The sequence below is a fragment of the Schaalia odontolytica genome, assembly GCF_005696695.1.
GTDB classification, from domain to species: Bacteria; Actinomycetota; Actinomycetes; order Actinomycetales; family Actinomycetaceae; genus Pauljensenia; species Pauljensenia odontolytica_C.
Genome location: NZ_CP040006.1, coordinates 341,085 through 367,333 on the forward strand (window position 1 = coordinate 341,085; position 26,249 = coordinate 367,333).

General features: G+C 67.7%; 21 protein-coding genes. 13 read left to right on the forward strand and 8 right to left on the reverse strand.

Features of this window, described 5'->3' with window-relative positions; genetic code table 11:
• Position 1: 1 nt before the first annotated feature.
• From FBF35_RS01480 to FBF35_RS10595, 4 genes are all read left to right on the forward strand, one after another.
• A complete protein-coding gene (locus FBF35_RS01480) occupies positions 2-787 on the forward strand; it encodes an ABC transporter ATP-binding protein (RefSeq protein WP_007589879.1) in 786 nt (261 codons plus the stop codon).
• Complete coding sequence (locus tag FBF35_RS01485) at positions 784-1,359, forward strand: FMN-binding protein (protein ID WP_060566272.1); 576 nt, start codon at positions 784-786, stop codon at positions 1,357-1,359. Before FBF35_RS01480 ends, FBF35_RS01485 begins: the two co-directional genes overlap by 4 nt.
• A gap of 46 nt (positions 1,360-1,405) precedes the next feature.
• Entirely contained in the window at positions 1,406-2,563 is a 1,158-nt protein-coding gene (locus FBF35_RS01490) for an FAD:protein FMN transferase (protein ID WP_241772532.1), read from the forward strand.
• 301 nt (positions 2,564-2,864) lie between these two features.
• Positions 2,865-3,980, forward strand: coding sequence for a hypothetical protein (locus tag FBF35_RS10595; RefSeq protein WP_241772533.1), 1,116 nt, complete (start codon positions 2,865-2,867; stop codon positions 3,978-3,980).
• Between the two features lie 391 nt (positions 3,981-4,371).
• Here FBF35_RS10595 and FBF35_RS01500 read toward each other — a convergent pair whose 3' ends face one another.
• The 4 genes from FBF35_RS01500 to FBF35_RS01515 form a co-directional block, all read right to left on the reverse strand.
• Positions 4,372-7,389: an FAD-binding and (Fe-S)-binding domain-containing protein gene (locus FBF35_RS01500; RefSeq protein ID WP_060566274.1), complete on the reverse strand. Its 3,018-nt coding sequence runs from the start codon at positions 7,387-7,389 to the stop codon at positions 4,372-4,374.
• Between the two features lie 154 nt (positions 7,390-7,543).
• Positions 7,544-7,777, reverse strand: a complete 234-nt coding sequence (locus FBF35_RS01505) for a hypothetical protein (RefSeq protein WP_060566275.1) — start codon at positions 7,775-7,777, stop codon at positions 7,544-7,546.
• A gap of 154 nt (positions 7,778-7,931) precedes the next feature.
• Positions 7,932-9,761, reverse strand: a complete 1,830-nt coding sequence (locus FBF35_RS01510; RefSeq protein WP_060566276.1) for an alpha/beta hydrolase — start codon at positions 9,759-9,761, stop codon at positions 7,932-7,934.
• Between the two features lie 3 nt (positions 9,762-9,764).
• The gene (locus tag FBF35_RS01515; RefSeq protein WP_060566277.1) at positions 9,765-10,109 is read right to left on the reverse strand and encodes a hypothetical protein; all 345 of its coding nucleotides are present in this window, start codon (positions 10,107-10,109) and stop codon (positions 9,765-9,767) included.
• A gap of 227 nt (positions 10,110-10,336) precedes the next feature.
• Between FBF35_RS01515 and FBF35_RS01525 the strand changes: the two genes are divergently transcribed.
• Positions 10,337-12,226 (forward strand): hypothetical protein, encoded by a 1,890-nt coding sequence (locus FBF35_RS01525; protein ID WP_060566278.1) that lies wholly within the window; start codon positions 10,337-10,339, stop codon positions 12,224-12,226.
• 92 nt (positions 12,227-12,318) lie between these two features.
• On the opposite strand, the gene FBF35_RS01530 is transcribed toward FBF35_RS01525, so the two are convergent.
• The 3 genes from FBF35_RS01530 to FBF35_RS01540 form a co-directional block, all read right to left on the reverse strand.
• On the reverse strand, positions 12,319-13,464 hold the full coding sequence (locus tag FBF35_RS01530; RefSeq protein ID WP_060566279.1) for an alpha/beta hydrolase: 1,146 nt from the start codon (positions 13,462-13,464) through the stop codon (positions 12,319-12,321).
• 84 nt (positions 13,465-13,548) lie between these two features.
• Positions 13,549-14,706 carry a homoserine O-acetyltransferase gene (locus FBF35_RS01535; RefSeq protein ID WP_060566280.1) on the reverse strand — a complete coding sequence of 386 codons (1,158 nt, stop codon included), beginning with the start codon at positions 14,704-14,706 and terminating at the stop codon, positions 13,549-13,551.
• Positions 14,707-14,815: 109 nt separating this feature from the next.
• Positions 14,816-16,141, reverse strand: coding sequence for an O-acetylhomoserine aminocarboxypropyltransferase/cysteine synthase family protein (locus tag FBF35_RS01540; protein ID WP_060566281.1), 1,326 nt, complete (start codon positions 16,139-16,141; stop codon positions 14,816-14,818).
• 458 nt (positions 16,142-16,599) lie between these two features.
• On the opposite strand from FBF35_RS01540, the gene FBF35_RS01545 reads away from it, so the two are divergent.
• A complete protein-coding gene (locus FBF35_RS01545) occupies positions 16,600-17,925 on the forward strand; it encodes an NlpC/P60 family protein (protein WP_060566282.1) in 1,326 nt (441 codons plus the stop codon).
• Positions 17,926-18,133: 208 nt separating this feature from the next.
• Complete coding sequence (locus tag FBF35_RS01550) at positions 18,134-18,829, forward strand: hypothetical protein (RefSeq protein ID WP_241772534.1); 696 nt, start codon at positions 18,134-18,136, stop codon at positions 18,827-18,829.
• A 156-nt stretch (positions 18,830-18,985) separates the two neighbouring features.
• On the opposite strand, the gene FBF35_RS01555 is transcribed toward FBF35_RS01550, so the two are convergent.
• Complete coding sequence (locus tag FBF35_RS01555; RefSeq protein WP_003792014.1) at positions 18,986-19,480, reverse strand: inorganic diphosphatase; 495 nt, start codon at positions 19,478-19,480, stop codon at positions 18,986-18,988.
• A 102-nt stretch (positions 19,481-19,582) separates the two neighbouring features.
• Between FBF35_RS01555 and dacB the strand changes: the two genes are divergently transcribed.
• From dacB to folE, 6 genes are all read left to right on the forward strand, one after another.
• A complete protein-coding gene (gene dacB / locus FBF35_RS01560) occupies positions 19,583-20,938 on the forward strand; it encodes a D-alanyl-D-alanine carboxypeptidase/D-alanyl-D-alanine-endopeptidase (RefSeq protein WP_060566284.1) in 1,356 nt (451 codons plus the stop codon).
• 4 nt (positions 20,939-20,942) lie between these two features.
• The gene (locus FBF35_RS01565) at positions 20,943-21,785 is read left to right on the forward strand and encodes a hypothetical protein (protein WP_060566285.1); all 843 of its coding nucleotides are present in this window, start codon (positions 20,943-20,945) and stop codon (positions 21,783-21,785) included.
• Entirely contained in the window at positions 21,775-22,884 is a 1,110-nt protein-coding gene (gene tilS / locus FBF35_RS01570) for a tRNA lysidine(34) synthetase TilS (protein ID WP_060566286.1), read from the forward strand. The genes FBF35_RS01565 and tilS overlap by 11 nt, the downstream gene beginning before the upstream one ends.
• 172 nt (positions 22,885-23,056) lie before the next feature.
• A complete protein-coding gene (gene hpt, locus FBF35_RS01575; protein WP_060566287.1) occupies positions 23,057-23,611 on the forward strand; it encodes a hypoxanthine phosphoribosyltransferase in 555 nt (184 codons plus the stop codon).
• A gap of 25 nt (positions 23,612-23,636) precedes the next feature.
• Complete coding sequence (gene ftsH / locus FBF35_RS01580) at positions 23,637-25,682, forward strand: ATP-dependent zinc metalloprotease FtsH (RefSeq protein WP_082632840.1); 2,046 nt, start codon at positions 23,637-23,639, stop codon at positions 25,680-25,682.
• Positions 25,679-26,248 (forward strand): GTP cyclohydrolase I FolE, encoded by a 570-nt coding sequence (gene folE, locus FBF35_RS01585; protein WP_016460951.1) that lies wholly within the window; start codon positions 25,679-25,681, stop codon positions 26,246-26,248. Before ftsH ends, folE begins: the two co-directional genes overlap by 4 nt.
• Position 26,249: the final 1 nt, after the last annotated feature.

Sequence of the window (26,249 nt, forward strand, 5' to 3'; positions counted from 1 at the left end):
CATGACCACCTCCACTGCCACCCCGGCCTCGTCGGCCTCCACCGACGCGCTGCTGAGCCTCGAGGGCGTCTCCAAGATCTACGGGGACCTGCACGCCCTCGACAACGTGTCCCTCGAGATCCCGCGCGGCCAGTGGGTCTCAATCGTCGGACCCTCCGGCTCCGGCAAGACCACGCTGATGAACATCGTCGGTGCCATGGACACCGCCACGAAGGGCACCGTCATGCTGGACGGCCACGACATCTCCGACCTGACCGCCGACGAGCTCACCGAGGTGCGCTGCCGCACCATCGGCCTCGTCTTCCAGCAGTTCCACCTCATCGGCCACCTGACGGCCCTCGAGAACGTCATGGTCGCCCAGTACTACCACTCGATGCCCGACGAGAAGGAGGCCCTCGAGGCCCTGGACCGCGTCGGCCTGGCCGACCGCGCCACCCACCTGCCGCGCCAGCTCTCCGGCGGCGAACAGCAGCGCGTGTGCGTGGCCCGCGCCCTCATCAACTACCCCAAGCTGCTGCTGGCCGACGAGCCCACCGGCAACCTGGACGAAACCAACGAGGAAATCGTCCTCGACCTGTTCAACCAGCTCCACCAGGACGGCACGACCCTCATGGTCGTCACCCACGACGCGCTCGTCGCCGAACAGGGCCAGCGCGAAATCCGACTTGACCACGGCAAGGTCGTCAAAGAAACCTGGCACGACCACGACTTCGAACAGCGCGCCTCCGGCCTGGTTCTGCCCGGCCGCGACGGCGACGCACGCAGCGGAAAGGACAAGGTGCGATGACCACGCCCACCACCCCCGATACCCGATCCCGCTGGGTCGCCCCGGCCTCGTACGCGGTCCTCGGCGCCCTCGGCGCGACGATCCTGGCCGCGTGCACGCCCTCCACCGGCCTGGACATGACCAAGCCCATGAGCGACGGCACCTGGACCGCCCAGTCCAACGCCGACGACCAGGGCTCCATCGGCACCATCACCATCACGGTTGAGGGCGGGCGCATCACCGCCACCTCCTACGAGACGACGCTTGCCGACGGCACCGACAAGGGCGCCGAGTACGGCAAGAACTCCGCGGGCGAAGTCTTCAACGAGGACTACTACAAGAAGGCGCAGGCCGCCGTCGCCTCCTACCAGGAGTACTCCGACAACCTCACCAAGGTCGGCGACCCCGCCAAGGTCGACGTCATCACCGGCGCCACCGTCGCCCACCAGCAGTTCGTGCAGGCCGCCATCCGCGCCATCGCCGCGGCCCAGGGTGTCTCCCCGGACGGCGCCGACGACATCAATATCCCCGGCCTGAAAGACGCCACCAAGGACGGCGACCTCGACAAGGACCTCGGAGGCTCCGACGGCTGAGCCCGCGCGCTGTGCTGGCTCTGTGGGCGGCCCGGGGGACGAGGCCGTGGCCGGGTCTCCGGGGGTAGCGCCCACGTGGCGTTCGTCCTTCCCCGCGATGGGGACCCGCGTCGACATCATCGGCTGGGGCGGGGACGGCATGGCGATCGTCAACGCTGTTGTGGGTGTCGTCGCGCGCCACGAGGACACGTGGAGCGTATTCCGGCCTTCCTCCGAGGTGTCGCGGCTCAATGATGTAGTCGCTTCGACTGGGGGCGGCGGTGGTGTGTCCCGTTGTGGGGCCGATTCCGCGGTGGCTGGCCCCGGCCTCGTCGTCAGCGAAGAAACCGACCGGCTGCTGCGTGACGCGCTCGCGCTCGCGGAGGCGACCGGGGGAGCGTTCAACCCGCTGATCGGGCCGCTCGTTGCCGCCTGGGACGTCAAAGCGATGCGGGCCGCGTACGTCGCGGGTGCGCCCTTGCCGCCCGCGCCGTCTGAGCGCGTTGTGGAGGCGGCGTTGCGGGCGTCGTCGTGGGGCTTGCTGTCGCGCGTTGGCGAGCGGCGGTGGGCGATGGGTACCCCTGCTGAGTGCGTGGGTGGTGTGGATGTTCCCAGCCCGAGCCTCGACCTGGGCGGCATCGCGAAGGGATACACCGCCGACGCGTGCCGCGACTTGGCAGTGGCCATGGGGGCGCGTGGCGTGTTGGTGTCGGTGGGGACCTCGTCGGTGTCGGTGTATGGGACTCGCGCCGACGGTTCGTCGTGGCGCGCGGGCCTGCGAGACCCTCATGGTGGGCCCACGTCGGTCGCTGGCGTCGTGGAGCTGCCTGCGGGCGGCATGGCGTCCCTGTCGACGTCCGGGGATAACCTGGGGCCGCTGGGTGGGGTTCGCGGTGTCGGTGCGGGGCGTGCGTCGGGGCCTCTGGTGGGGCCTGCGGCTGGTTCTGTGGAAGATCGTCGCGCGCGTGAAACATGGCGTGAAACAGCTGCGGGTGGCGGTCGGATTTTCGACCACCACATCATCGACCCACGCACGGGATACCCCGCGAGTGCGGGCGTTCGACAAGTCAGCATCGTGGCCTCGTCGGGTGTACTGGCGGAGGCCCTGTCGACGGCGCTGCTCGTCGATCCGTCCATCGATGTTTCGGACGTCGCTGCCCGCTGGGCCCGCGTGACGGGTGCCCCGGCCTCGGCGAAGGTTGTGGGCCTGGTGCGTGCGGGGTGATGAACGAGCAGTTGATACGTGGATGGGCCTGGGATGGGAAATGCTTGGTGCAAGGGTCAACCTGATCGGGAACATTCAACCTGATCGGGAAGATTCAACCCGATCAGAAGAGGTTGAACCTTACCGATCGGGTGTAACGCCTCATCGGTAACAAGGGAATACCTGGGCAGGTGTTGTTGTTGGCCACCATTGTTAGGGGGCTGGGGGGCTTTTATCCACAGACCTTCGTTCGTGTCGTATGTTTTCCACAGGGGCAGCCGTTCTAGGTGAGGTACTTTCGTCGTGCTGCGATCATCCACATATGAGTGACAATCAGCTGACCGTTATTCGTTCATCGTCGGGCTGTCGAATTCCTCGCGATATGCAAGATACATGCGTGTATCTACACATCATGAAGGGGTGCTACGTACGCGTCGACGATGCTCAATTCCTGAGTTCGCGATGGGCTGTCTGGGAAGCCGTGTCACGAGCACGACTGTTGGCTGTGCAGCATGCGGGGAGTGAAGATCGTGTCTTCATCGGAGCCAGTGCGCTCGTTGCTCGAGGTATTCCGTTGTGGGAAGCGAACCCCGATGTTTGCGTCTGGGCTCCTTCGCGGCGTGGGCACAAATCGCTGCGCGCAGTCCAAGCGGAGGCTGTTCGGGTGCCTGCCGTCTCGGTCCGGTGGAGCGTCGTGCCACCCAATGCGCCGGAGCTTGAGCAAGTAGAGGGCATCACCGTCGAAGGAATCGTTGATGCTGGAGTGCGCATGGCTCTCTTCTCTGAACACTTAAGTGCCTTCGTGGCGCTCTGTATGCTGCTCAATCGGCAGTCGCAATTTTCAGTGTTTACGCAGGACGTGGACCGGCAACGTTCGGATTCTCTGCGGGAAAACATGCTGGCAAGGCTCGAAGAACGTGCGACAGACAAAGAAACTATCCCCTTCCGGAGAGCTAAACGCCTGATAGCCGCCGCTGACCCGGGCTGCGAGAACCCTGCTGAGGCCGCTCTTCTGTGGGTGGTGAAGTCGGTGAGCGCGTTCGAGGTCGTGACCCAGTTTGAGATCGTCGTCAACGGGAGGCGTTATTTTGCGGACATCGCTATTCCGGGACTCATGATCATCTTCGAGTTCGATGGGATTGGAAAGCTTGGAAAGAACGAAGCCGACTTCGCTCGGGCGAAGCGTGACTGGATCCAGCGCGAAAACGACTTGCGTAGTGCCGGCTGGACCATCTATCGATTCTCGTGGCCAGATTATGAGGATCTGGCGCAACTGAGGTCCTTGGTAAGTGAGCTGTTGGGGCCTTTCCAATCCGTGATCCCATCCTCGGCTCAGGGCCTGTGGGCGAAACCCTCGCCGGCGTGTGATGGACCGGAGCGTCGGTTCCATATGGCTGCCAATCGTTGGGGAACCGCGCGAGAGGATTACACCCGTTAGGGAAGATTCAACCTGATCGGGAACATTCAACCTGATCAGAAGAGGTTGAACCTTACCGATCGGGTGTAACACCTCATCGGTAACAAGCGAATGCGTGGACGCAATCACGAACGGATGCCGCTGCGGGGCGAAGCACCGAAACATGCGCCAGTGCATCAGGCCCCACAGATGTGAAGGGTGCCGGTGGGGCCTGGTTGCGGTGCCGGTGGGCGGTGGCGGGGCCTGGCCGGGCTTCGAGGCGACGCGCCGAGCGGAGCTCGCGGCGCGGACGGCTCGCGGGCGGGCCGCCGCCCACCGGCACACAAAGCAGCCCGGCCCCACAGCAAGGTACGACGGTGCCCCGAACAGGAGCAGTGCCCAGAGTACCCGCGGAGCGCCGCAGCAACGCCAATCAGTCAGCGTGCCCCGCAAGCAGCGTCGCCAGGTGGACGCCCCCGCGGCCCGCCAGCTGCGCGGCCTGGGTGCGGCACGAGAAGCCGTCCGCCAGATACACGGCGTCCGGCTTCGCCGACAGGGACGGCAGCAGCGAATGGGATGCGACGGCCACAGACAGGTCGTAGTGGCCCGCCTCCATGCCGAAATTCCCGGCCAGGCCACAGCAACCCTCGAGCCGGGTCACACGCGCGCCCAGCGACTCGAGCAGCGCCTGGTCCACGTCCCACCCCATGACGGAGTAGTGATGGCAGTGCGGCTGCGCGACGATCTCGACGCCCTCCAGGCTCGGCAGGCGACGCTCGGATGCGGGCACCGCAGACAGCACCTCGGCGAGGGTGCGCGTCGCGGAAGATACGAGCACCGAGCGCGGGTCTTCGGGCAGCAGATCCAGCAGGTCGTCGCGCAGCACCGCCGTGCACGACGGCTCGACGCCGACGATCGGGATCCCCGACGCCGCGAAAGGCGCAAGAACCCCCAGCAACGACGCCAAGTGCTTCTTCGCACCCGTCAGCTGACCCGTCGTAATCCACGTGAGGCCGCAGCATGCGTCCGGCGCAACGATCGGCGCGAACCCGTTCGCCTCGAGCACGTCGACGACCGCGCGCGCACCCGCATCGTCCAGGGTCTGGCTAAACGAGTCCGCCCACACGAGCGCGTACGGCCGCCCGCTGGGGTCGCGCGGCCCGCTCAGGATCGGGGAGTTCGACGTCGACGAGGCGGTGGCCCCCTCGCGCTCGCGGGTATCGGATACGGCATCCGACGAAGCCGACGCAGGAACGCTGTCCGCCAACAGGGAGCGGCGGCGAGCCCACGTGGTGAAGGTGCCGGACTGGAGGGCGGGCATGCCTCGTCGAGGATCGAGGCCGATGACGCGGAACGCGAGCGAGCGCAGGGGAGCGACCGACATGACGGCGTTCGCGATGCTTGCCAGGCCGGGCACGCGCGCGGTGACGCGGGTGAGGCGAGGCAGCCAGCCAAGCGTGTAGTGGCTGAGGGGGCGCATGCGGCCCCGGTAGGTGCGGAACAGCGCTTCGGAGCGGTAGCGGGCCATGTCGACGCCGGCGGGGCAGTCGGCGGAGCAGGCCTTGCAGGCGAGGCACAGGTCGAGGGCCTCGAGGACCTCGGGGGAGTCGATGGCCTTCACGAGCTGCGAGTTCGCCGCCTCCTGGAGGATGCGGGCCCGCCCGCGGGTCACGTCCTTTTCCTCGCGCGTGGCCAGGTAGGACGGGCACATGAACGTGCCGGACACTCCCGCGCGGCACTTGCCGACGCCGGTGCAGCGGTGGACGGCGGCCGTGAAGTCGCCGCCGTCGTGGGTGAAGGCGAAGCCGCCGTCCGCGGGCATGGGGCGCGCGGCGACGCGGCGCAGGCCAAAGTCGAGGGGGTCGACGCCGGGCTGGAGCTCGAGGGCCCCGCCGGCATTCCGCGCCCGCGCGCGGGAGGCGGCCTCGGCCTCGTCCATGGGGGCGGCGAGCACCCCGGGGTTGAGGAGGTTGTCCGGGTCGAAGACGTGCTTGACGCGGGCGAACAGGTCGAGCATCTCGGGGGAGTACATGAAGCGCAGGAGCTCGCCGCGGGCGCGCCCGTCGCCGTGCTCGCCGGAGACGGAGCCGCCGTGGGCGGCGCAGATGCGGGCCGCGGACTGCAGGAAGGCGCGCGAGTGGGCGACGCCCTCCGGGGTGTCGAGCGGCATGGCGAGGCGCACGTGCACGCAGCCGTCGCCGAAGTGCCCGTACAGGAGCCCGTCGATGTCGAACTCCTCCATGAGGGCGGTGAAGTCGCGCAGGTACGCGCCGAGGTTTTCGGGCGGGACCGCCGCGTCCTCGAAACCGGGCCAGGCCTGCTGGTCGCCGCCGCCAGCGCCGTCGGGCGGGGTGCGTCCGCCCAGGCCCGCACCGTCGGCGCGGATCCTCCACAGGGCCGAGGCCTGTGCCCCCGGCGGGTACACGACCGTGTCGATGGCGGCCGAGTCGGTGCACAGGGCGCGTGCGCGCTCCAGGGAGGCGGTGACGTCTTCGCCGGGGGCGCCGACTTCGACGAGGAGCCAGCCTTCGCCTTCGGGCAGGGCGGGGACGGCGCCGGGGCCCTTGTGGGCGCGCACGACGTCGACGAGGCGACGGTCCATGCCCTCCACGGCGAGGGGGGAGTGGGCGAGCAGTGCGGGTACGTCGTCGGCGGCCTCGATCATGGAGCGGTAGCCCAGGGCGGCGAGCACGGGCGCGTCGGGCAGGGGTACGAGGCGCACGGTGATGGACAGGATGAGGACGAGGGTGCCCTCGGTGCCCGTGAGCATGGCGGCGAGGTTGCGCCCGCCCTCGGGGGTGAGGTGCTCGAGGGAATAGCCGGAGACTTGGCGCTTGAAGCGGCCGAGTTCGGTTCGGATGGGCGCCAGGTTGGAGTCGATGAGGGAGGCGAGTCCCGGCACGTCGCTGAGGGCTGCGTCGTGGTCGGTCGTGGCCGTGAAGCGCCGCCCCTGCCCGTCCACGCAGTCGAGGGAGACGATGTTGTCGGAGGTGCGCCCCCAGGCGGTCGCGTGCGGGCCGCACGCGTTGTTGGCAACCATGCCGGCGATCGTCGCGCGGTTCTGGGAGGAGGGGTCGGGGCCGAAGCGTAGGCCGTGCTTCGCGGCCGCGGCCTGGAGGGTGGAGCCGACGCAGCCGGGCTCAACGGTGGCGGTGCGGGCCTCGGGGTCGATGGAGATGACGCGGTTCATGTGCCGCGAGAAGTCGAGGACGAGGCCGGGGCCGATCGCGTTGGACGCGCACGAGGTGCCACCGCCTCGGGCGGTGAGGGGGACGCCGTGGGCGCGGGCGAGGTCGAAGGCTGCGATCGCCTGCTCGGGCGTGCGCGGGAATGCGACGGCTAGGGGCGGGATGCGCGTGAGGCCGGCGTCGGAGGAGTAGCGCGCTCGCGTGCCGCTCGAAGCGTCGACGTCGATGAGTGCGCGCAGGTCCGTCAGGAAGCTCTCGCTCATGGTGCCAGTCTGTCACGCGGGCGCGCGTTGGGCGGCGGGTATCCGGTGTGCGGATGGTCGCGCGAGGCCGTGGCAGATTGGGGCGAGTGTGGCGAGGTGCGGCGCTTTGGGTAAAGGAGTGGGCCGAGGCAGTTGGTGCCTGCGGCCCTGACGATTACGCGGGTTCCGGGTCGTCGTGGAACAGCTTGGGGAAGGGTGTCACGGGGACGGGCATGCGCTCCACGGGCGGCAGATGAGGGCTGACCGCCTGCTCAGACTTTGGGTACAGTCGGGGCGATGATTCCGTGTTCAGGCAGTAGGGGGACAGTTCGCGGCGCGTCTCATCGGACGCTGGAACCTGCGGCTCCGGCGCCGAATATTCAACGATACGCAGCTTATCCCTACCCATTGAGTGCCACCCTGTTCTGTCTCATATGCTCAGCCGCGCAGTAGTCTAACCGGGTGGAAGATGCTGCGCCATCCGGATTCTGAGCGACATCTGTCATCGTACACGACATTGGTCCCAAGTCATCGGACAACTGAGGATAGTTGCTCAGCATGTGTCAGTGGCCGTTGTTTTCCTTTGCCCGGGCTGCCTTGAGCGCTGCCCACTCTTCGTCCGTCGTCTGGTTTCCGCCGGCGACGATGTTCGCGAAGTCCTGGGATGTGCGGGTGCCCTCGTCGAAATAGGCCATGTGATGGTCTAAAGCGTGCAGGGCGCGGAAAGCCTGGTGCATTAGCGGATTGTCATCGATGGGAGGTATGCGAGGTGGTACGTACTTCTCAGAATCTGTGACGTCGCCGCTCAGATGAGTAATTCCGTCGAGGTATCGTGGGTCGCTCCCGAATCCACTAGGTGTGAATGTGTTCAGGTCCTGTACTGCGTCGGACGTTGGGATCGAGGAGACATAGACGTGTTTCTGTGACACGTTATATGCGTCGATTGTGTCTGCCCCAGCTCCGGGAGAGCCGCACATGATGAAGCGGTCGACGGTGCCCGGGGCGACGAGCGTCATCGACTTGCCGGACGTGGTCGATCCGTAGGAATGGCCGATGAGGGTGTTGGTGAACGCGTGGCCGTTGGCGTTTGCGTTCGCACGCAGTCCCTCCTCGAAGCGTGCGAGCTGGGGGGCCGCGCGGTCGGCGAATCCGATGTCTGCGGCCTGTCTAATGTTCGTTCCATCGTTCTTGGGGGCGACGTAGCCGAGGTAGGAGATGGTGGCAACGCTGTTCGGGTTGACCCCTGCGTGCTTGGTCTGATCCCTGAGGCGGTCGTTGAAGTCCATGTAGTACCCGAGGTCGCCGCGCACGTTCGTGCCGATGCCCGGAACCAGCGTCGACACACGCGTGGCGGTGTCGGGATTGCCCGCGGAGACGATGGCGGTCGTGCGCTGATATTTCTCGTCGTAGTTGAAGTCGAGGAGGTAAGCGGGGGCGAGGCCGTTGGTCAGTCGATAGGTAGGCTCCGTTCGCGACTTGATGACCTTGAGGTCCCGGTACTTCTCCAGTGCTCGGTCGAGCTCTCTCTTTGCCGTCGCCACCTCTGGGTCGATGTAGTCGTTTTTTGCGAGGGCGGGGTTGAGTTCCTTGTCTGTGCTCTTTTTGAGGGCGGCTTGATATTTGGCATTGGCGTCGTTATAAGCCTGTTCGGCGGTGTCGAGGGCGCCCTTGTGGTAATTTCCCTTTTCGTCAAAGTAGCCGTCGAGGGCGAAGCGGTTGGCCCTGTCGCGCGCGTAGGCGGGGAGTCCGTCGAGGTGGCGGATGTCGTCGGGACGATGGTCCATGAGGAATTGCTTGCGTTCCTCGGGCAGGGAGTTCCACCAGGCCGCGTTCTGGGACGGGCTCCAGTTTGGCTGTGGTAAATCGGGGACTCCGATGACCTTGTTTTCTGCCCAGTCTCCGTCTGTGTAGCTGTCGTTGTTGATGTCTTGGAGGGCGTGGTAGAGATCGGTGTCGACCTGGTCGGCCTGTTTGACGACGTCTTCGATGCCCTGCTCGATGTTTAAGCGTGCAGAGGATTTTCCGCCACGTTGTGTCCTTGAGCCCTCTCCGACGACGCTGCCGTCGTTGAGAATGGTGCAGTTATTCGTGGCTGCGTACGCCTGCAGGGTGTTGATGTTGGACATGACGGTCGCAACTCCATCGCGTGCGCCTTCGATGGCCATGAGGGCGCCGTTGATGTTGGTGAGGGCACGCTCGAGTGAGGCGAGGTTGGTGATGGTCGTCGCGCGCATCGCTGTGACGGCCTCGCCCTCGGACTGGACGGCCTTCAGGTCATCCTGTCCATTTTCGTAGGCATTGCGCAGACCCTGGCTGGCCTCGAGGAGTTCTTGTGCGATCTCGTCGAGTGGACCGGTCTTCCACTCGAGAATGTTCGCCCAGGTGATCGCCATGTCTCATTCTCCCTTCGAGGGGCCCTTGGGTGGGCAGGGTTCTGGAATGCTGGCCCGGACTTGCTGGATCGCCTGCTGGTTGATCTCTTCGGTCGCCTTGAACTGGTTGGCCGCGGCCTCCACGTTGTCGGCCAGGGTTACGAATGAGGTCCTCAGTGCCGACAGCTGCTCCTCCATGTGCTCCCCTGCGTACTGTGCCTGCTTGTAGGAGGAGCCGCCATCCATGGCCGAGGCAACCTTGCACAGTTTGGAGGGGGTGGCGATGAAGCCGCCAACCTTGGTGGACAGGTCGCGTAGTTTGTGAGAGAAGTTCTCGAGGTCGCCCTGGATAATGTTGAGGTCGGGCATCGTTGTCCTGTTCGTCGTGACGGCATCGTGTCGTACTAGCGAACTATTCTACCGTTTTGAAAGACTGTGGGTGCGGCGGATTCCGCGGCTGAGATGGCTCGTCGACGCCCGTAATATCACCTGATAATTACGTGGTATCTACCGCAATGTGCCTGTGTCATCCGTGTTTCTTTTGGAACGTATGAAACAATGGCCACGAGCGCCCCATACACGTGAAGGAAAGAGCGATGGCCCTGTTTGAGTTCGAGGATGGTCACCTCGTACCCGCTCAATTCGGATACCCGGTCGCCCAAGACCTGGGACCCGACCTCGTTGACGCTATCTGCCAGCAGGTCCTGCAGATCGTCTCGCGTCCGCTTTTCCCCGTGACCTGGCGCGACATGACCGGCCAGGACGACGAGGAGACGCCTCGCCTGACGGCTCTCGACGTGACCGGCCAGATCGTCTCCGTCGAAATCCTCAAAGAACTCGACTCCGAAACCCTCATTACTTCCCTGTCTCGACTGGCCGAGGTCGCCTCGATCTCCTGGTCGGACCTCGCCGCCGAGTACCCGTCCGGCCCCGAGGGCTTCCGCGCCGGTTGGGCGCAGTTCCGCGATTCGATGCCCCCGGCCGTCGGCCCGGGCCCCCGCCTGATCATGGTCGCGGGCGACATCGACCCCTCCGTGCGCCCCGCCCTGTCCGTGCTGGCGACCTCCGGCGTCGAGGTGCACCTCATGAACCTGCGCCAGATGTCCAACGGCCGCCTCTTCCTGGACGTGAACGCGGTTGGTCCGCGCCTGTACGGCCACGCCCCGCAGCTCCTCGCCTCCGCCGCGGCAGCGCCCGAGCTGGCCGCCGCGACCGAGCAGGCTGCTCCCTTCGAGGAAAGTACGCCCGCAGAGTCCGCGATCCCCGCGCCTCCTGCGGAGGGCACCGAGGCCTCGAACGAGGAGGACTCCGAGACCCCCACGACGCGTCCCACGCCGAAGGTCGCCCCGCACCTGCGCGAGGTCTTCACCTACCCGATCGACGAGGAGCCCCCGGCCCCCTGGAAGCCCGCCGCCGAAGAGCCTGTCACGGAAGAGTCTGTCGACGAGCAGCCGTCCGACGAGGCCGTGGAGGCCCCGCGCGACGAGGCGGAGCTGGGCGAGGAGCAGCCCGAATCCGAGTCTCAGGACCGCGCGGATGATGCCGACGAGTTCGAGGATGCCGAGGCCGAGCTGGCCGATGAGCTGCACGCCGCCGACAACCACGCGGCCGCCGACGAGGCCCAGGATGCCTCCCAGGACGAGGCCCAGCCGGCCAACGAGCAGCTCGTCAGTGAAACCGCCGAGCACGCCGAGCCTGCCGTCCACGGTGAGGATGTCGAGCGTGAGAACGTTGTCGAGCCTGAGCGCTCCGACGATGTCGAAGACGGCGACGACTCCGAGGATGCCGCTGAGGCTCAGGAGCATGAGGCCGCGGATGAGAACGCCGACGACGCGGCCGATGAGCCCGATGTTGATTCTCACGATGATGCCGATGCTTCCGCCGACGAGCCTCGCCCCGAGGAAGCCCCCGAGCCGGCCACGGAGCAGCAGGCGGACGATCAGCAGGTCGACGAACCCCAGGCCGACGAGCAGCCGACCCCCGAGGAAGACAAGCCTCGCTGGGAACGCCCCGCCCACATGAGCCGCCGCGCCACGCGCCGCGCCCGCGAGGAGTCGAGCGAACTCAACGACGGCGGTGCAACCGACGCGGCCACGGCCTCGTCCGTGGATCGCTCCGAAGAATCCCCCGAGGTTGCACAGGCACGCGCGGAGGGCCTGCCGGTCCTCGGCCGCGACGAGGCCGGACTGCGCACCCTTGCGGAGATTCTCGGCCAGGACACGCCCCTCGTTGCCCGCAGTGAACTGGGCCTGCCCGCAGACCTGGTGCTCGCCGCGAGCGGCGCCATCTCGGGCGCGGGCCTCACCTACCCGTCGCTGGACACCCTGCTCACCGCGCGCGGCCTTGGCCATATCGACGCCTGGGGTCAGGTGCGCATCGGCGACCGCCTGGGCCCGACCCTGGCCGAAGCCCTCGACGAGATCAACCGCGAGATCGTGCGCGAGTACGCGCAGGCCCCGCGCGCAAACCACTCCGCCAAGCACTGACGCGACCGCGGCGGGCGTCCACACAACGCGACGCACACTTACGCAGAGAGGCCCGGGATCACGCGATCCCGGGCCTCCTCGCTACCCGACGCTCAGTGCACGAAAGCGTCCAGCCAGCCGCGCATCGTCGCGTACACGGCCTCGCGCACGGGGGCGTCCGACAGGACCAGATCGTGCTTGCCGGGGAAACGGGCAATCGTCACCAGGTCCGAGAGGCCCAAGCTCCGCTCGGCGATAACCGTCGGATCCAGGACGGTGTCGGACGTGAAGACGCGCTCGCACCACTCCTCCTCGAAATAGGCCGACGTGGACACCATCGACAGGACCGGACAGTCCAGGTGCACGCGCTTCTCGATCGTGTCGTGCCCGGCCATGATCGCCTCGAGCCACGAGGCGGGAACCGGGTAGGACTCGGGGCGCTTCCACTCCTGGATGATCGGCCAGCCCGCGACCGACGGGTCATCCGCCGACAGGTTCTCGGGGATCGGCAGCTCCGAGGAGGCGCGCCCCGCGAGCGAGCGACCGTAGTGGCCGGTCCCGCCCGAGGGCACCTCCCACATGGGGTTGCGCGATGCGATGCGCCCGATGACGGGGGCCATCGCCCCGCGCCAGGCGGCCATCGACTGCATCTCCAGCCAGCCCGAGTTCAGGATCAGGCCAGCCAGGACGCCCGGGTGGCGGTGCGCCCACAGGGTCGCGATCAGGCCGCCCGTCGAGTGGCCCATGAGGACGATCGGCTCGTCCTCGCGCTCGGAACGGATGATCTCGATGGCCTCGCCGATCTCCTCGTCGTACACGGACAGGTCGTCGGCGTAGCCGATCGTCTGGTGGGGACGCAGCGAACGCCCGTACTTGCGCATGTCCAGCGCATAGAACGCCGCGCCCGCGTCAACCAGCTGCTGCGCCATCTCCGTCTGGAAGAAATAGTCGTTGCGCCCGTGCAGGTACAGGACCGTCATGCGGGCACTCTTGGGCGGGGTCGCGCGCACCAGGGTCGCCACGCAGGGCCCCTCCGCGTCGTCGAGCAGCTCGATTGTGCGCGACTCATACCCGTCGCCGAGGATGTCGGCGCGCCACTGGTCGCCAGGAGGACCGTCCTCGCCCCACGGTGCCATGACGTCGCGCTCGGGGATCCCCTCGGGGGACGAGGCCGGAGTGTCCACCCCGGACAGGTCGGGCAGACCGCTCGTGTCCGGGATCAGCTCGTCTCCGGGCGTGGGATTGCTGGTAACGCTCATGGGGTCAGCATAACGCGCGAGGCCACCCCGGCCTCGTTGATGAGGAGGAGGAACCGGGGTAGCCTCGCGGAGAATGGGTGCCGATCAGGCGAAGGAGGACGCGCGCGAGGGGATGCGCTCGTTGAGGAACTCGTCGAGGAGAGCGGTCAGCTGGTCGTGCTCGATGAGGAAGCCGTCGTGACCGTGATCGGAGTGGATCTCGCGGTAGAACGCGCCCGAAATTCCGGCGGCCATCTGCCAGACCTGCTCGGGGAAGAACAGACGATCCGAGTCGACCGCGACGACGAGCGTGCGCGCGGTGACCGCCTTGAGGGCCTCGACGACGCCGCCGCGGTCGCGGCCCACGTCGTGGGACAGCATCGTGCGGCACAGCGTCACGTAGGAACCCGCGTCGAAGCGGCGTACGATCTTCTCGCCGTGATAGTCCAGGTAGGACTCCACCGCCAGGCGTCCGCCGTGCAGCGGATCCTCGTCGTTCTGCGGGATGCGGCCGAAGCGCTCGTCCAGCTCCGAGGGGGAGCGGTAGGTCGTGTGCGCGATCTGGCGGGCGAGCGCGAGCCCGGCGGTGGGGCCGGGGCCCGCGTAGTAGTCGCCGCCGCGCCACGCCGGATCCAGCTCGATCGCGCGGATCTGAGTGTGCGTCCACGCCGCCTGGTCGGCGGTCGTCTGCGCGCCCGAGGCCACGACCACGAGTCGGCGCACACGCTCCGGGTAGCTGACCGCCCACTCGATCGCGCGCTGTCCGCCCAGCGACGCGCCCACGACGATGCTCCACTCGTCAATGCCGAGCAGGTCGGCCAGGCGGGACTCGGCGTAGACCTGGTCGCGCGTGGAGATCACGGGGAAACGCGATCCCCACGGCGCCCCGTCGGGAGCGAGCGACGCCGGGCCCGTGGAGCCCTGACAGCCGCCCAGCACGTTCGCGGCCACCACGAAGTAGCGGTCCGTGTCGATGATGCGCCCCGGGCCCACGATCTGCTCCCACCAGCCGGGGGTCGGCTGGCCGGGCGCTGCCTCGCCGCACACGTGCGCGTCGCCGGTGAGGGCGTGCAGGATGAGGACCGCGTTGGACGAGGCCTCGTCCAGCTCGCCCCACGTCTCGTAGGCGAGCGTCACGGAGGGCAGGATCTCGCCGTTCTCCAGGCGCTGAGCGCCCAGGTTCGCGAACTTGCGGAAGGCGACCGGGTCGCCCTCGCGCCACGCGCCGGACGTGGGTGCGGGGGGCAGGTTGTGACGGCTCATGATGTCCTTCTTTCGCAGGGGCGCTTCGCTGTCGCGGGAGACTGGGGGGAGCAGCGGCGGCCTCGGAGCCTCAGGAGTGTGTGTATCCCCGAGGCCGCCGACGGGTCTGTTAGGCCGTGGCCGCGCGGGCCGCGTCGAAGCCGAGCTCCAGGTCGGCGAGGATGTCCTTGATGTTCTCCAGGCCGATCGACAGGCGCACAGTGCCGGGCGCGACGCCGGCCTTGACCAGCTCCTCCTCGGTCAGCTGCGAGTGCGTCGTCGAGGCCGGGTGGATGACGAGGGACTTCGCGTCGCCGATGTTGGCGACCACGGGCAGGAGCTGCACGCCATCCGCGAAAGCCCTGCCGGCCTCGTACCCGCCCTTGATGACGAAGGAGAGAAGGCCACCCGTGCCCAGCGGCGCGTACTTCTTGCCCAGCTCGTAGTAGGGGGAGGACTCCAGGCCCGCGTAGTTGACGGACTCGACGTCCGGGTGTGCCTCGAGGAAGCGGGCGACCGCCAGCGCGTTGGACACGTGGCGCTCGATGCGCAGGGACAGTGTCTCGATGCCCTGCGAAATCAGGAACGCGTTGAAGGGGGAGGTGACGGCGCCCAGGTCGCGGTTGATGAGCGTCTGGATGCGCAGCAGGAACGCCAGGTTCGCGCCCAGCGCGCCGCCCACGCCCAGGTCGCGGGCGTAGACGAGGCCGTGGTAGGACTCATCCGGCGTGTTGTACAGGGGGAAGCGCTCGGGCTGGGAGGCGAAGTCGAAGTTGCCCGAGTCGACGATCGCGCCCGCGATCGAGGTTCCGTGTCCGCCCAGGTACTTGGTGGCCGAGTGGACGACGATGTCGGCGCCCCACTCGATCGGGCGGACCAGGTAGGGGGTGGCGACCGTGTTGTCGACGATGAGGGGCACGCCGACCTCGTGGGCGACCGTTGCGATCGGCTCGATGTCGAGGATGTCTCCCTGCGGGTTGGGGATGGTCTCGCCGTAGAAGGCGACCGTCTTGTCGTCGGCGAGCGCGCGCCAGGCCTCGGGGTCGAGGGGGTCCGCGACGAAGCGGGTCTCGATGCCCAGGCGTCCCAGCGTGTTCTTCAGGAGGGTGACGCTGCCGCCGTACAGGGAGGGGGAGGCGACCACGTTGTTGCCGGCGACGGCCAGGGCGAGGATCGACAGGGCGGTCGCGGACTGACCGGAGGAAACGAGGAGGCCGCCGACGCCGCCCTCGAGGGCCGCGATGCGGGCGGCGACGCCGTCGGTCGTCGGGTTGGTCAGGCGCGTGTAGATGGGGCCCAGCTCCTGCAGGGCGAAGCGGCTCGCTGCCTGCGCGGTGTCTTCAAAGGCGTAGGAGGAGGTCTGGTAGATGGGCAGTGCGGTCGCGCCGGTGGCGGGGTCGAGGTTGTATCCGGCGTGAATCTGCTTGGTTTCGAAGGACCAGTCGTTGGCGGTCATTGTGCGGCTCCTTAGGTGAGGGGTGGTTCGTCTCTGATTCCCCTCCGGCGGGCCGCGGATGCGGTGAAGTGAACATGCGTCGAGGCGCGTCCCGCTGTCGGGGGACTGCGCGGCAGTCGCTTGTGCTGACGCGCAGTCAGCGGCACATTCGACGGTTCATGCCCTCAATTGTTTGTCATCGACGAGGCCGGGGCTGAGGGGTCCCGGATGGTGGACTTTTGTGACAGGTGGGGCGTGGTGCCGGGGTGTGTGAGGAGGCTCGCAGTGGTGGTTGAAAATGTTATGAAAGCGCAGGTATTTGCGCGGTAATCATGGTGCTGATGTTGCAAATGTTGCGATTGTTGCATGTGTGAAAGTTGAGTTTTCTGGTGTGTTTGTTGCCAAGCGTGACGAAAGTGGATAGGCTCTTTCCCAGTACGCGCGCTCCGGCGCACCTAATTGGACGAGATGAGACAACGATGAGACGACGCGGAACCATTCGCATGGGCCTGACGGCTATCGCCGCCTGTGCCCTCCTCGTGCTGCCCCAGATGGCGCAAGCTGCCCCCTCTGAGGAGGAGATCGCTGCCGCCCAGGCTGCCGAAGAGGCTGCGAAGATGAGCGTCGCCCAGATCGAGGTCAAGCTCGCCGAAGTCAACGCCAGCGCCGCAACCGCGATGCAGAACGCGCAGATTGCGGGCGAAGACCTCAACGAAGCGACCATTGCGCTGCAAGAGGCGACCGCAACCGCCAATCAGGCGTCGGCTGACGCGGACGCCGCCGAGGCTGCCTTCGAGGAAGGCAAGCAGCAGATCGCCTCCGTCGCACAGGCTGCCTACCGTAACGGTGGTGGCACGCTCGACGCGCTCGCCCCCTACCTCGACTCCGACGGACTGCGTAGCGTCGAGACCAAGCAGGCTGGCATCAGCTCCTTCTCCTCCTCTGCCGAGGCGAAGATGCAGAACGTTACTGCACTCGAGCAGGTCGCCAAGGTGACCCGCGACGCCGCGAACACCGCGCTCGCCAACCAGAAGGCTGCCACGGACGAGGTTCAGAGGCGCACCGACGCCGCCAACCAGGCCGCGACCGCCGCCCAGAACGAGGCCGCGATCGTCGCCGCCCAGCGTGGCGCCTACGTGCAGGAACTGGCCACCAAGCAGAACACGACCGTCGACCTCATCAACCAGCGTGAGGCCGCCCTCGAAGCCGAGCGTCAGGAAGCCGCGCGCGTCGCCGCCGAGCAGGCAGCCGCCGCTGCTGAAGCCCAGCGTCAGGCCGATGCTGCCGCAGCCGCCGAACGCCAGGCCGCCGCCGATACTGCCGCCCAGGCCTCGTCCTCCTACGACGATGACGATGACTCCTCGTACTCGGCACCCTCCTACTCCGCGCCCTCCTACTCCTACGAGGAGCCCTCGTACTCGGCGCCCTCCTACTCGGGTGGCGGCGCTGACACGGCCATTGCGACCGCGAAGAGCTACCTCGGCGTGCCCTACGTGTGGGGCGGCGAATCCTACGGCGGCGTGGACTGCTCCGGCCTGACCATGCTCGCCTGGGAGAGCGCCGGCGTCGACCTGCCGCACCTCTCCCGCGCTCAGTACAGCTACGGCACGCACGTGCCGATCGGCTCCATGGAGGCCGGCGACCTGATCTTCTGGTCCTCCAACGGCACCCAGTCCGGCATCTACCACGTCGCCATCTACCTGGGCGGCGGCCAGATGATCGAGGCCCCCACCTTCGGCGTGCCCGTGCGCATCACCGGCATCTACAGCTGGGGCTCGATCATGCCCTACGCCGTGAGGCTCTGAGCCGCAACGTTGCTTGACGATCCGGGGCCGCGCAGACTGTGTGTCTGCGCGGCCCTCGGCCTTTGTGTGCGGCTCTGGTCTGTGGGGTGCCCGGGGGTGGCCTGCGTGGATGTGCTGACCTGCCCCGGCCTCGTTCCTCGTGTGCCGACCTGCCCCGACGGGGAACCCGCGAGCGCGCTTGTGGAGTCATGTGGTTAGCATGAACGGCATGAGTGCCCCCACCGCCGACACGAACACCCACCAGATCGGTGCCACCTCCACTGTCCCACAGGTCGTCAAGCCGTTCCCTGCGTTCGCGCGCACCCTGGCACTCCTCTCCTTTGTGGTGTTTCCGGCTTGGTCTCTCATTGGGATTCTGACGAGGGATAACTGGACGCGGTGGGCATTCCAGTTGAGCCAGGCGCGAGTGATCATTGCGGCCATCGCAGTCCTCGCGTTCCTCCCCATCGTCCGGGCGGCGTTCGGTCGTTTCATCCTCGACCTGATTCGCAGGATCAAGCCGATGCGCAGCGGCAAGCACGCGACGGAAGCTCATCCCGGCACCATGTTCCTGGGGGTTGTGGCCTCGCTCGTGGTGCTCGGACTGGTTGGTCTGGTCGCGTGGGGTATGTGTGGTCAGGTTGCCCTCGACTGGCGCGACGGTCCGGTGACCCGCGAGGGCGTCACGTGCACCGCCATGAATCCCGAGGAGCGCGACGATGGCCCCTTCGTGCACATCGAGCTGACTGAAAGCGAAGGGGTCGTGCGCGCCTACGACCTGCGCCAATACGAGCTCGATCGCCACGCCGAGAAGGGCACGCCCCTCTACAACACGATCGTCGAGGCCTGCCAGACCCCCGGCACGCAGATCGGGATCAGCATCTACGACCGCACGGGCATCATCGTCGACGCGTGGAAGAAGTAGTAAGAAGTAGTGCGCATAAACGCAGCGGCCTCGCGCACGGGCCGCCATGCTCGAGGCCGGGGAGCGTGGGTGTGCAATGAGCTCTGAGTGATCGTCCTGCGTATGCGGTGGGGCCGCGCAGACGTAAGTCCGCGCGGCCCCTCGCAAGCAGTCAGCTCAGTGCTCGCCCTCGTGCTCCTTCAGGCGCTCGTAGGAGCGGCGAATCTCGGCCTCGGCCTCTTCGCGACCCACCCAGTGGGCGCCCTCGACGCTCTTGCCGGGCTCGAGGTCCTTGTAGACCTCGAAGAAGTGCTGGATTTCCAGGCGGTGGAACTCCGACACGTCGTCGATCTCGGTACGCCAGGAGGCGCGCTGGTCCGAGGCGGGAACGCACAGGACCTTGTCGTCGCCGCCCTTTTCGTCGCGCATGCGGAACATGCCGAGCGCGCGGCAGCGGATCACGCAGCCGGGGAAGGTGGGCTCTTCGAGGAGGACCAGGGCGTCCAGCGGGTCGCCGTCCTCGCCCAGGGTGTCGTCGATGAATCCGTAGTCATCGGGGTAACGAGTGGAGGTGAAGAGCATGCGGTCCAGGCGGATACGGCCCGTCACGTGGTCGATCTCGTACTTGTTTCGGTTCCCCTTGGGGATCTCGATGGTCACGTCAAATTCCATGGCCGCGCCTTCCTCATTAGCCCCGAAACTCGGGGGTCCGGTTGGTTGTGTCGGCGCATGGACGGGTACTGTAGGTACCGAAGTAACCACGAAGGGAAATCCATGCATCGCACGTCTATGGGGGCCATTGTAAGCGCTAGCGCCGCACTCGTGGCGACGGCGGCGCTGGTGGGTGCCGGTTGTTCGCCGCAAACGGCCACTCCGGCGGACGCTCCCACGGCCTCGACGCTTGAACCCGCAGCGATTTCCGGCGACGCGAAGGGCGGCGGGAACCCGGTTTCCGCCGAGGACGTCCAGGCGCTGTGGGCACCGGTCGCGGCAGCCGCGGCTGAGGGCGGCTACACGGCGTGGGGCACGGTCCTGGATGCGCAGACCGGCGAGGTCCTCCTGGACGCGTCTGCCGCCACCCCTCACACGCCCGCCTCGACGACGAAGACCCTCGCGGCTTTCTCCGCGCTGCACCACCTGGATCCGACGGCGACGCTGACGACCAGCGCGCTCCTGGGCGCTGATAACCAGACCCTCTACCTGGATTCGGAGGGCGACCTGCTCCTGGGGATTGGCACCTCCGACGAGGTCGAGGTCTCGGGCCGCGCGGGCCTGCAGACCCTCGCGAAGGACACGGCCGCGGCCCTGGCGCAGCGCGGTATCACCTCCGTGACCCTGAATTGGCGCGGCACTCTCTTCGAGGGTGCCTCGCACCTGTCCTCCTGGGACGCGCAGGAAGTCGGCTCCTACGAGGGTCACGTCGGCCCCATGGCGATCGATGCCGGACGCACCTACGAGGGTGCCAACGCTTTCTACTCGGACGCGCCGGGACGCGTCGCCGAGGTCTTCTCGCAGGCCCTCGGCGCGGAGGGGATCTCCGCGACCCTCGGCGAGGCCGGAGATCCGCCCGCGGGAGCGGGAGCCGTGGCCCAGGTGAGCTCGGCGACGATGGGGGAGCAGCTGCGCTGGATGCTCGCCCACTCGGATAACACCCTCGCCGACCAGTACTGCCGTTTCGCCGCGCGCGCGGCGGGAGCCCCCTCGACCTATGAGGGCGCGACCGAGACGGTGCGCAAGACCCTGACCGAGGCCGGTGTGCCCACGGAGGGCCTGACCCTCGAGGACTGCTCGGGCCTGTCCAGCAACGACAAGATCAGCGCGAATACTCTCGTCGGCGTCCTCAAGGCCTCGTACGAGGGCACGGGCACCGAGGCGAACACGATGCGCCTCCTGCCGTGGGCGGGCCTGGTGGGCACGCTCTCGAAGCGCATGACCGAGGAGCCTGCGGCCGGAAACGTGCAGGCGAAGACGGGCGCCCTCCAGGAGGTCACCTCCCTGTCCGGGTCCGTCATGACGAAGAGCGGGCGCGTCCTCCTTGTGTCGATCGGTCACGATAACGTCACCGAGGGTGCCTACGCCACGCGCGGCCACCTCGACGCCTTCGAGGAGGGCCTCGCCGGGCTAGACTGAGGCCATGGATATGCCGTTTGGCCCGCGCAACGTCGCGGGAGTTCTCGCTTCGTTGTCCTACGCGGGGCCCTCGGCCTCTCGCGTGGGTGCCTCCGCCGTCGTGGCGCGCCTGCGCCGCTCGGTCGCCTGGTCGGATCGTCGGCTCGCCGAGCTGTCCACCCTGCCCGAGGCCTCCGAGAAGGTGGCCGGCTCCCCGACCCTCGTCGTTGACCGCCGCGGCCTGATCCGTTCGGTCGGATCGCTCCTGGAGAGCTTCGAAGACGCGCGCACACCCAAGGTTCTGGCCGCCGAGGCCGTCATCCTGCGCGCCCTGGCCAAGGACGCGACGGGCATCTGGGACGTGCGCTCCGGCCGCCGGATCCTCGTGGCCCCTAACGTGCTCGCCGACGCGCAGCGCTACGCCTTGGACCAGACCGACTGGTGCCGCTGGGTCTCCCTGTGCACGGGTCTGCGCGGCGTCCACCTCACCCACGCCCCCCACCTCGTCCCCTACATCGCCGACCTGATGCGCTCGCTGCCCGAACGCAGCGACGAACTCGTGCGCATCGTCCTGCTCCTGGACGCCCTGCCCACCGCGGAGATGGAGGTCCTCACGCCCCGTGACCTGCCCTCGATCCAGTGGCTGCGCACCCACCGCGCGCACGCCGGGGGCGTCGGCCTGGTGCGCGCGTGCGCGGCCGCCGGAATGCCCCTGGCCGGGGTCGAGGCCCTGCAGGCGCAGACCGAAGGATTTGCGCGCACCGTCGTGCGCGAGGGCGCGATCGCGCAGCTTCTGTCCAGCGTCGAGGCCCTGCCGAGCGCCCGCGAGTACGCGGAGCCGGCAGCGTGGCTGGCGCGTGTGCGCTGAGGCCTCCCGCCTCGTGGGTGCGAACCCGCGCGGCTCCCTGCGCGACTGCTCCCTGGCGGTGCGCGCTTCTCTGACTTCCTTCATCGACGAGGCCGGGGCGCCTCCCGCTCTCGTCGTTGGCCTGTCGGGGGGCGCGGATTCGCTGGCGCTGGCGTTGACGACGATTGACGTGGCGGCGCGCGCGGGAATCCCTGTTGTGACGGTGACCGTTGATCATGGGCTGCGCGCGGGCAGCGGTGAGGAGGCTCGCCGCGTCGCTGATCGAGCGGAATCCCTGGGGGCGCGTGCCGTTGTTGAGACCGTGTCGGTGGAGGGCCCGGGAGGCCCCGAAGGATCAGCCCGCGACGCCCGCCGAGCCGCCCTGCGAGCGGTCGCCCAGCGTGAGGGCGCCCCGATCCTCCTCGGCCACACGATGGACGACCAGGCTGAAACGGTCCTCCTGCGCCTCGCGCGCGGCTCCGGCCCCTCGTCCCTGCGGGCCATCGCTCCCGTCTCGCGCGACGATGACGGGGTGACGTGGCTGCGCCCACTCCTCGGGCTGCGGCGAACGGACACGGAGCAGGCGTGCGCCCAGGCGGGCCTCGCCCCGCTTGAGGACCCGACCAACGACATCGACGGGCCGTGGCGCGCCGCGGACGGCAGCCCCCTGCGCCGCTCGGCGCTGCGCCACGCTGCGATCCCCGCCCTGGCCTCGGCTCTGGGAGTGGACCCGGTTCCCGCGCTGGCCCGCACGGCCGCCCTGTGTGCGGCCGACGACGACGCCCTGTCCCAGTGGGCGAGCGCGCTCGCGGCCCCTGCGATGCCGGGGGAGGAACACGACTCCGAGACGGGACACCCGTCTCTGGCGGTGTCCGCCCTGCGGGGTGCCCCCCGAGCGGTGCGTACCCGGGCGCTGCGTGAGGCCGCCCACGTCGCCGGAGTTCGCGCGTTGTCCAGTGCCCACGTGGACGCCCTCGACGACCTCGTGGTCGCGTGGCGCGGCCAGGGGCCCATCGACCTGCCCGGAGGCACCGCCTCACGTGTTGGACGCGGCGCGCACGCGCGCATCGCTTTCGTCGCGCGCGAGGCGGGCGCCCCGACGGCCCCAGACCCCGACTAAACAGCGGGAATACGCCGCGATAGACCCCACCGGAGCGGCCCGGCACTGCCTGCGCGATCACAGGATGTTGCGCTGACAGTGAGAATCCCGTCCTTCCTGGAACAGGCGAGCGTTTGTGTGGCACGCTTATAGTGGAATCGCTCGCGTAGCTTCGATACGAAAAGAGGACACGGTGGACGCCACCGATATGGGTAACGACCTGAAAGAAATCCTGGTCACCGCCGAGGATATGGACCGTCGGCTCACCGAAATGGCTGAGCAGATCGACCGCGACTACGCGGGCGAAGAACTGCTGATCGTCGGCGTCCTGCGCGGCGCCGTCATGGTCATGGCGGACCTGTCCCGCAAGCTGCACACCCCCCTCGAGATGGACTGGATGGCCGTGTCCTCCTACGGTTCCGGCACCAAGACCTCGGGCGTTGTGCGCATCCTGAAGGACCTCGACCAGGACGTGGCCGGACGCCACGTGCTCATCGTCGAGGACATCATCGATTCGGGCCTGACCCTGTCCTGGCTGCAGGCGAACCTGCTCGGACGAGGCGCTGCCTCCGTCAAGATCGCGACCGCGCTGCGTAAGCCGGAGGCCGCCAAGGTCGACGTGGACGTTGCCTACGTGGGCTTCGACATTCCCGACGAGTTCGTCGTCGGTTACGGCCTGGATTACGCGGAAAAGTACCGTAATTTGCCTTTCGTCGGCACGCTGCAGCCGCACGTCTACAACAACTGAGAACGCATACCTGTAGGGGACCCACGTGAACGAGAAGATCAAGAACAAACGCCCCAGCCTGGGGTGGGTGATGGTTCCGCTCATCATGCTGCTCGCCGGCGGCTGGTTCATGTGGGGCTTCTTCGCCCCTCGTGCCGTGACGACGTCCGAGGGCCTCGCGGTCATCTCGGGCGACACGGTCGAGCGGGTGGTCCTCAACGAGGGCACCCAGCAGGTGAACCTGACGCTGACGGAAAACTACGTCCACCAGAGCACCGGTGGCGACGATAAGACCGTTGATCTGGGCAAGGACGTGTACTTCACGTACTCCTACGTGCAGACCAAGGACATCCTGGACACGGTGGCCGACAAGGCTCCCGCGAAGGGCTGGAACGCGGTGCGTCCCCAGTCTGGCATCCTCGGCGGCGTCGTTCAGCTGCTGATCTCGCTGGTGATCCTGGGCGTCGCCTTCTACTTCATCATGCGCTCCATGTCGGGCTCGCGGATGATGGGCGGCTTCACGCAGTCGCGCGCCAAGGAATTCAACCAGGAGCGCCCGGACGTCACCTTCGCGGACGTCGCCGGTGAGGACGAGGCCGTGGAGGAGCTCGAGGAAATCCGCGAGTTCCTGGCCTCCCCGGACAAGTTCCACAAGGTGGGTGCGCGCATCCCGCGCGGCGTCCTGCTCTACGGTCCTCCCGGAACGGGTAAGACCCTCCTCGCCAAGGCCGTCGCCGGCGAGGCGAACGCCCCCTTCTTCTCGATCTCCGGTTCGGAGTTCATGGAGCTGTACGTCGGCGTGGGTGCCTCCCGCGTGCGTGAGCTCTTCGAGCGCGCCAAGAAGAACGCGCCGGCCATCATCTTCGTCGACGAGATTGACGCCGTGGGTCGCCACCGCGGCAGCGGCATCGGCGGCGGCAACGACGAGCGCGAGCAGACGCTCAACCAGCTCCTCGTCGAGATGGACGGTTTCGACGAGCGCGCCAACATCATCCTGATCGCGGCGACCAACCGCCCCGACATCCTCGACCCGGCTCTGCTGCGCCCCGGGCGTTTCGACCGCCAGATCGCCGTCGAGGCCCCCGACCTGAAGGGCCGCGAGGCCATCCTGAAGGTCCACGCGCAGGGCAAGCCCCTCACCGAGCAGGTCGACCTGCGCCAGATCGCCAAGCGCACGCCCGGCTTCACGGGCGCCGACCTGGCGAACGTCCTCAACGAGGCCGCGCTGCTCACCGCGCGCTCGAACATGCAGTTCATCGATGAGCGCGCCATCGACGAGGCCATCGACCGCGTAATCGCGGGCCCGCAGAAGCGCACCCGTGTCATGAACGACCACGACAAGGCCGTGACCGCCTACCACGAGGCCGGCCACGCCCTGGCCGCCGCCGCCCTGAACTACACGGATCCGGTCACGAAGGTGACGATCCTGCCGCGCGGCCGCGCCCTGGGCTACACGATGGTCATGCCTACCGAGGATCGCTTCAACAAGACCCGCAACCAGCTCCTCGACGATCTGGTCTACGGCATGGGCGGCCGCGTCGCCGAGGAGATCGTGTTCCGCGACCCGTCGACCGGCCCCGCTAACGACATCCAGCAGGCCACGAAGACGGCCCGCGCCATGGTCACCGACTACGGCATGAGCGACCGCATCGGCATGGTCAAGCTGGGCGACGCCGACACCGAGGCCTTTGGGCACGGTAGCGGTGAGGGCCCGCGCGCCTTCTCCGACGAGACGGCCGCGATCATCGACGAGGAGGTGCGTCGCCTCCTCGACAACGCGATGCGCGAGGCGTGGCGGATCCTGTCCGAAAACCGCGGTGTTCTCGACACGCTGGCCTCGCGCCTGCTCGAGGAGGAGACCCTCGACGAGGCGCAGCTCGCGGAGATCTTCAAGGACGTCGTGAAGGCCCCCGAGCGTCCCGTGTGGAACTACCAGTCCGACGCCGCGGTTCCGGGTGTCCTCCTGGGCAACCCGGTCGGCGTGGGGTCGGCCGAGGCCTCGGCCACCTCCGAGGTGTCGTTTGAGGCCCCCTCGATCGACGTCTCCGACGTGATGGACACCCAGACGAACGAGGGAGAGGAGCAGGCGTGACCTACGATCCCGCTGGCGTCGAGAAGGCGTCGCGCGACCTGCTCGTCGCAATCGGTGAAGACCCCGAGCGCGAGGGCCTTGTCGGCACCCCCGACCGCATGGCGCGCGCGTGGCGTGAGATGTGCAAGGGCCTGACCGAGGACCCGCGCGAGCACCTGCGCACCCAGTTCCACGCCGGCACCGACGAGCTGGTCCTGGTCCGCGACATCACATTCTTCTCGGTGTGCGAACACCACCTGCTGCCCTTCTACGGCCGCGCCCACGTGGGCTACATCCCGCGCGGCGGCGTCGTGACTGGCCTGTCCAAGCTGGCCCGCGTGGTCGAAGGCTACGCGCGCCGCCCCCAGGTCCAGGAGCGCTTGACTGCCCAGGTCGCTGACGCGATCGATGAGATCCTGGATCCCCAGGGCGTCATCGTCGTCATCGAGGCCGAGCACATGTGCATGTCGATGCGCGGCATCTCCAAGCCGGGTTCCTCGACCGTGACCAGCGCGCTGCGCGGCATCATGAGCGACGGTGCGACCCGCGCCGAGATGATGGCCCTCGTCCTGTCCGGGAGCCGATGAC

What these genes read in the sequence shown, in the direction of transcription:
- FBF35_RS01480 (WP_007589879.1), top strand. Translation starts at nt 2, where the DNA reads ATGACCACCTCCACTGCCACCCCGGCCTCGTCGGCCTCCACCGACGCG.
- FBF35_RS01485 (WP_060566272.1), top strand. Translation starts at nt 784, where the DNA reads ATGACCACGCCCACCACCCCCGATACCCGATCCCGCTGGGTCGCCCCG.
- FBF35_RS10595 (WP_241772533.1), top strand. Translation starts at nt 2,865, where the DNA reads ATGAGTGACAATCAGCTGACCGTTATTCGTTCATCGTCGGGCTGTCGA.
- FBF35_RS01500 (WP_060566274.1), bottom strand. Translation starts at nt 7,389, where the DNA reads ATGAGCGAGAGCTTCCTGACGGACCTGCGCGCACTCATCGACGTCGAC.
- FBF35_RS01505 (WP_060566275.1), bottom strand. Translation starts at nt 7,777, where the DNA reads ATGGGTAGGGATAAGCTGCGTATCGTTGAATATTCGGCGCCGGAGCCG.
- FBF35_RS01510 (WP_060566276.1), bottom strand. Translation starts at nt 9,761, where the DNA reads ATGGCGATCACCTGGGCGAACATTCTCGAGTGGAAGACCGGTCCACTC.
- FBF35_RS01515 (WP_060566277.1), bottom strand. Translation starts at nt 10,109, where the DNA reads ATGCCCGACCTCAACATTATCCAGGGCGACCTCGAGAACTTCTCTCAC.
- FBF35_RS01525 (WP_060566278.1), top strand. Translation starts at nt 10,337, where the DNA reads ATGGCCCTGTTTGAGTTCGAGGATGGTCACCTCGTACCCGCTCAATTC.
- FBF35_RS01530 (WP_060566279.1), bottom strand. Translation starts at nt 13,464, where the DNA reads ATGAGCGTTACCAGCAATCCCACGCCCGGAGACGAGCTGATCCCGGAC.
- FBF35_RS01535 (WP_060566280.1), bottom strand. Translation starts at nt 14,706, where the DNA reads ATGAGCCGTCACAACCTGCCCCCCGCACCCACGTCCGGCGCGTGGCGC.
- FBF35_RS01540 (WP_060566281.1), bottom strand. Translation starts at nt 16,141, where the DNA reads ATGACCGCCAACGACTGGTCCTTCGAAACCAAGCAGATTCACGCCGGA.
- FBF35_RS01545 (WP_060566282.1), top strand. Translation starts at nt 16,600, where the DNA reads ATGAGACGACGCGGAACCATTCGCATGGGCCTGACGGCTATCGCCGCC.
- FBF35_RS01550 (WP_241772534.1), top strand. Translation starts at nt 18,134, where the DNA reads ATGAGTGCCCCCACCGCCGACACGAACACCCACCAGATCGGTGCCACC.
- FBF35_RS01555 (WP_003792014.1), bottom strand. Translation starts at nt 19,480, where the DNA reads ATGGAATTTGACGTGACCATCGAGATCCCCAAGGGGAACCGAAACAAG.
- dacB (WP_060566284.1), top strand. Translation starts at nt 19,583, where the DNA reads ATGCATCGCACGTCTATGGGGGCCATTGTAAGCGCTAGCGCCGCACTC.
- FBF35_RS01565 (WP_060566285.1), top strand. Translation starts at nt 20,943, where the DNA reads ATGGATATGCCGTTTGGCCCGCGCAACGTCGCGGGAGTTCTCGCTTCG.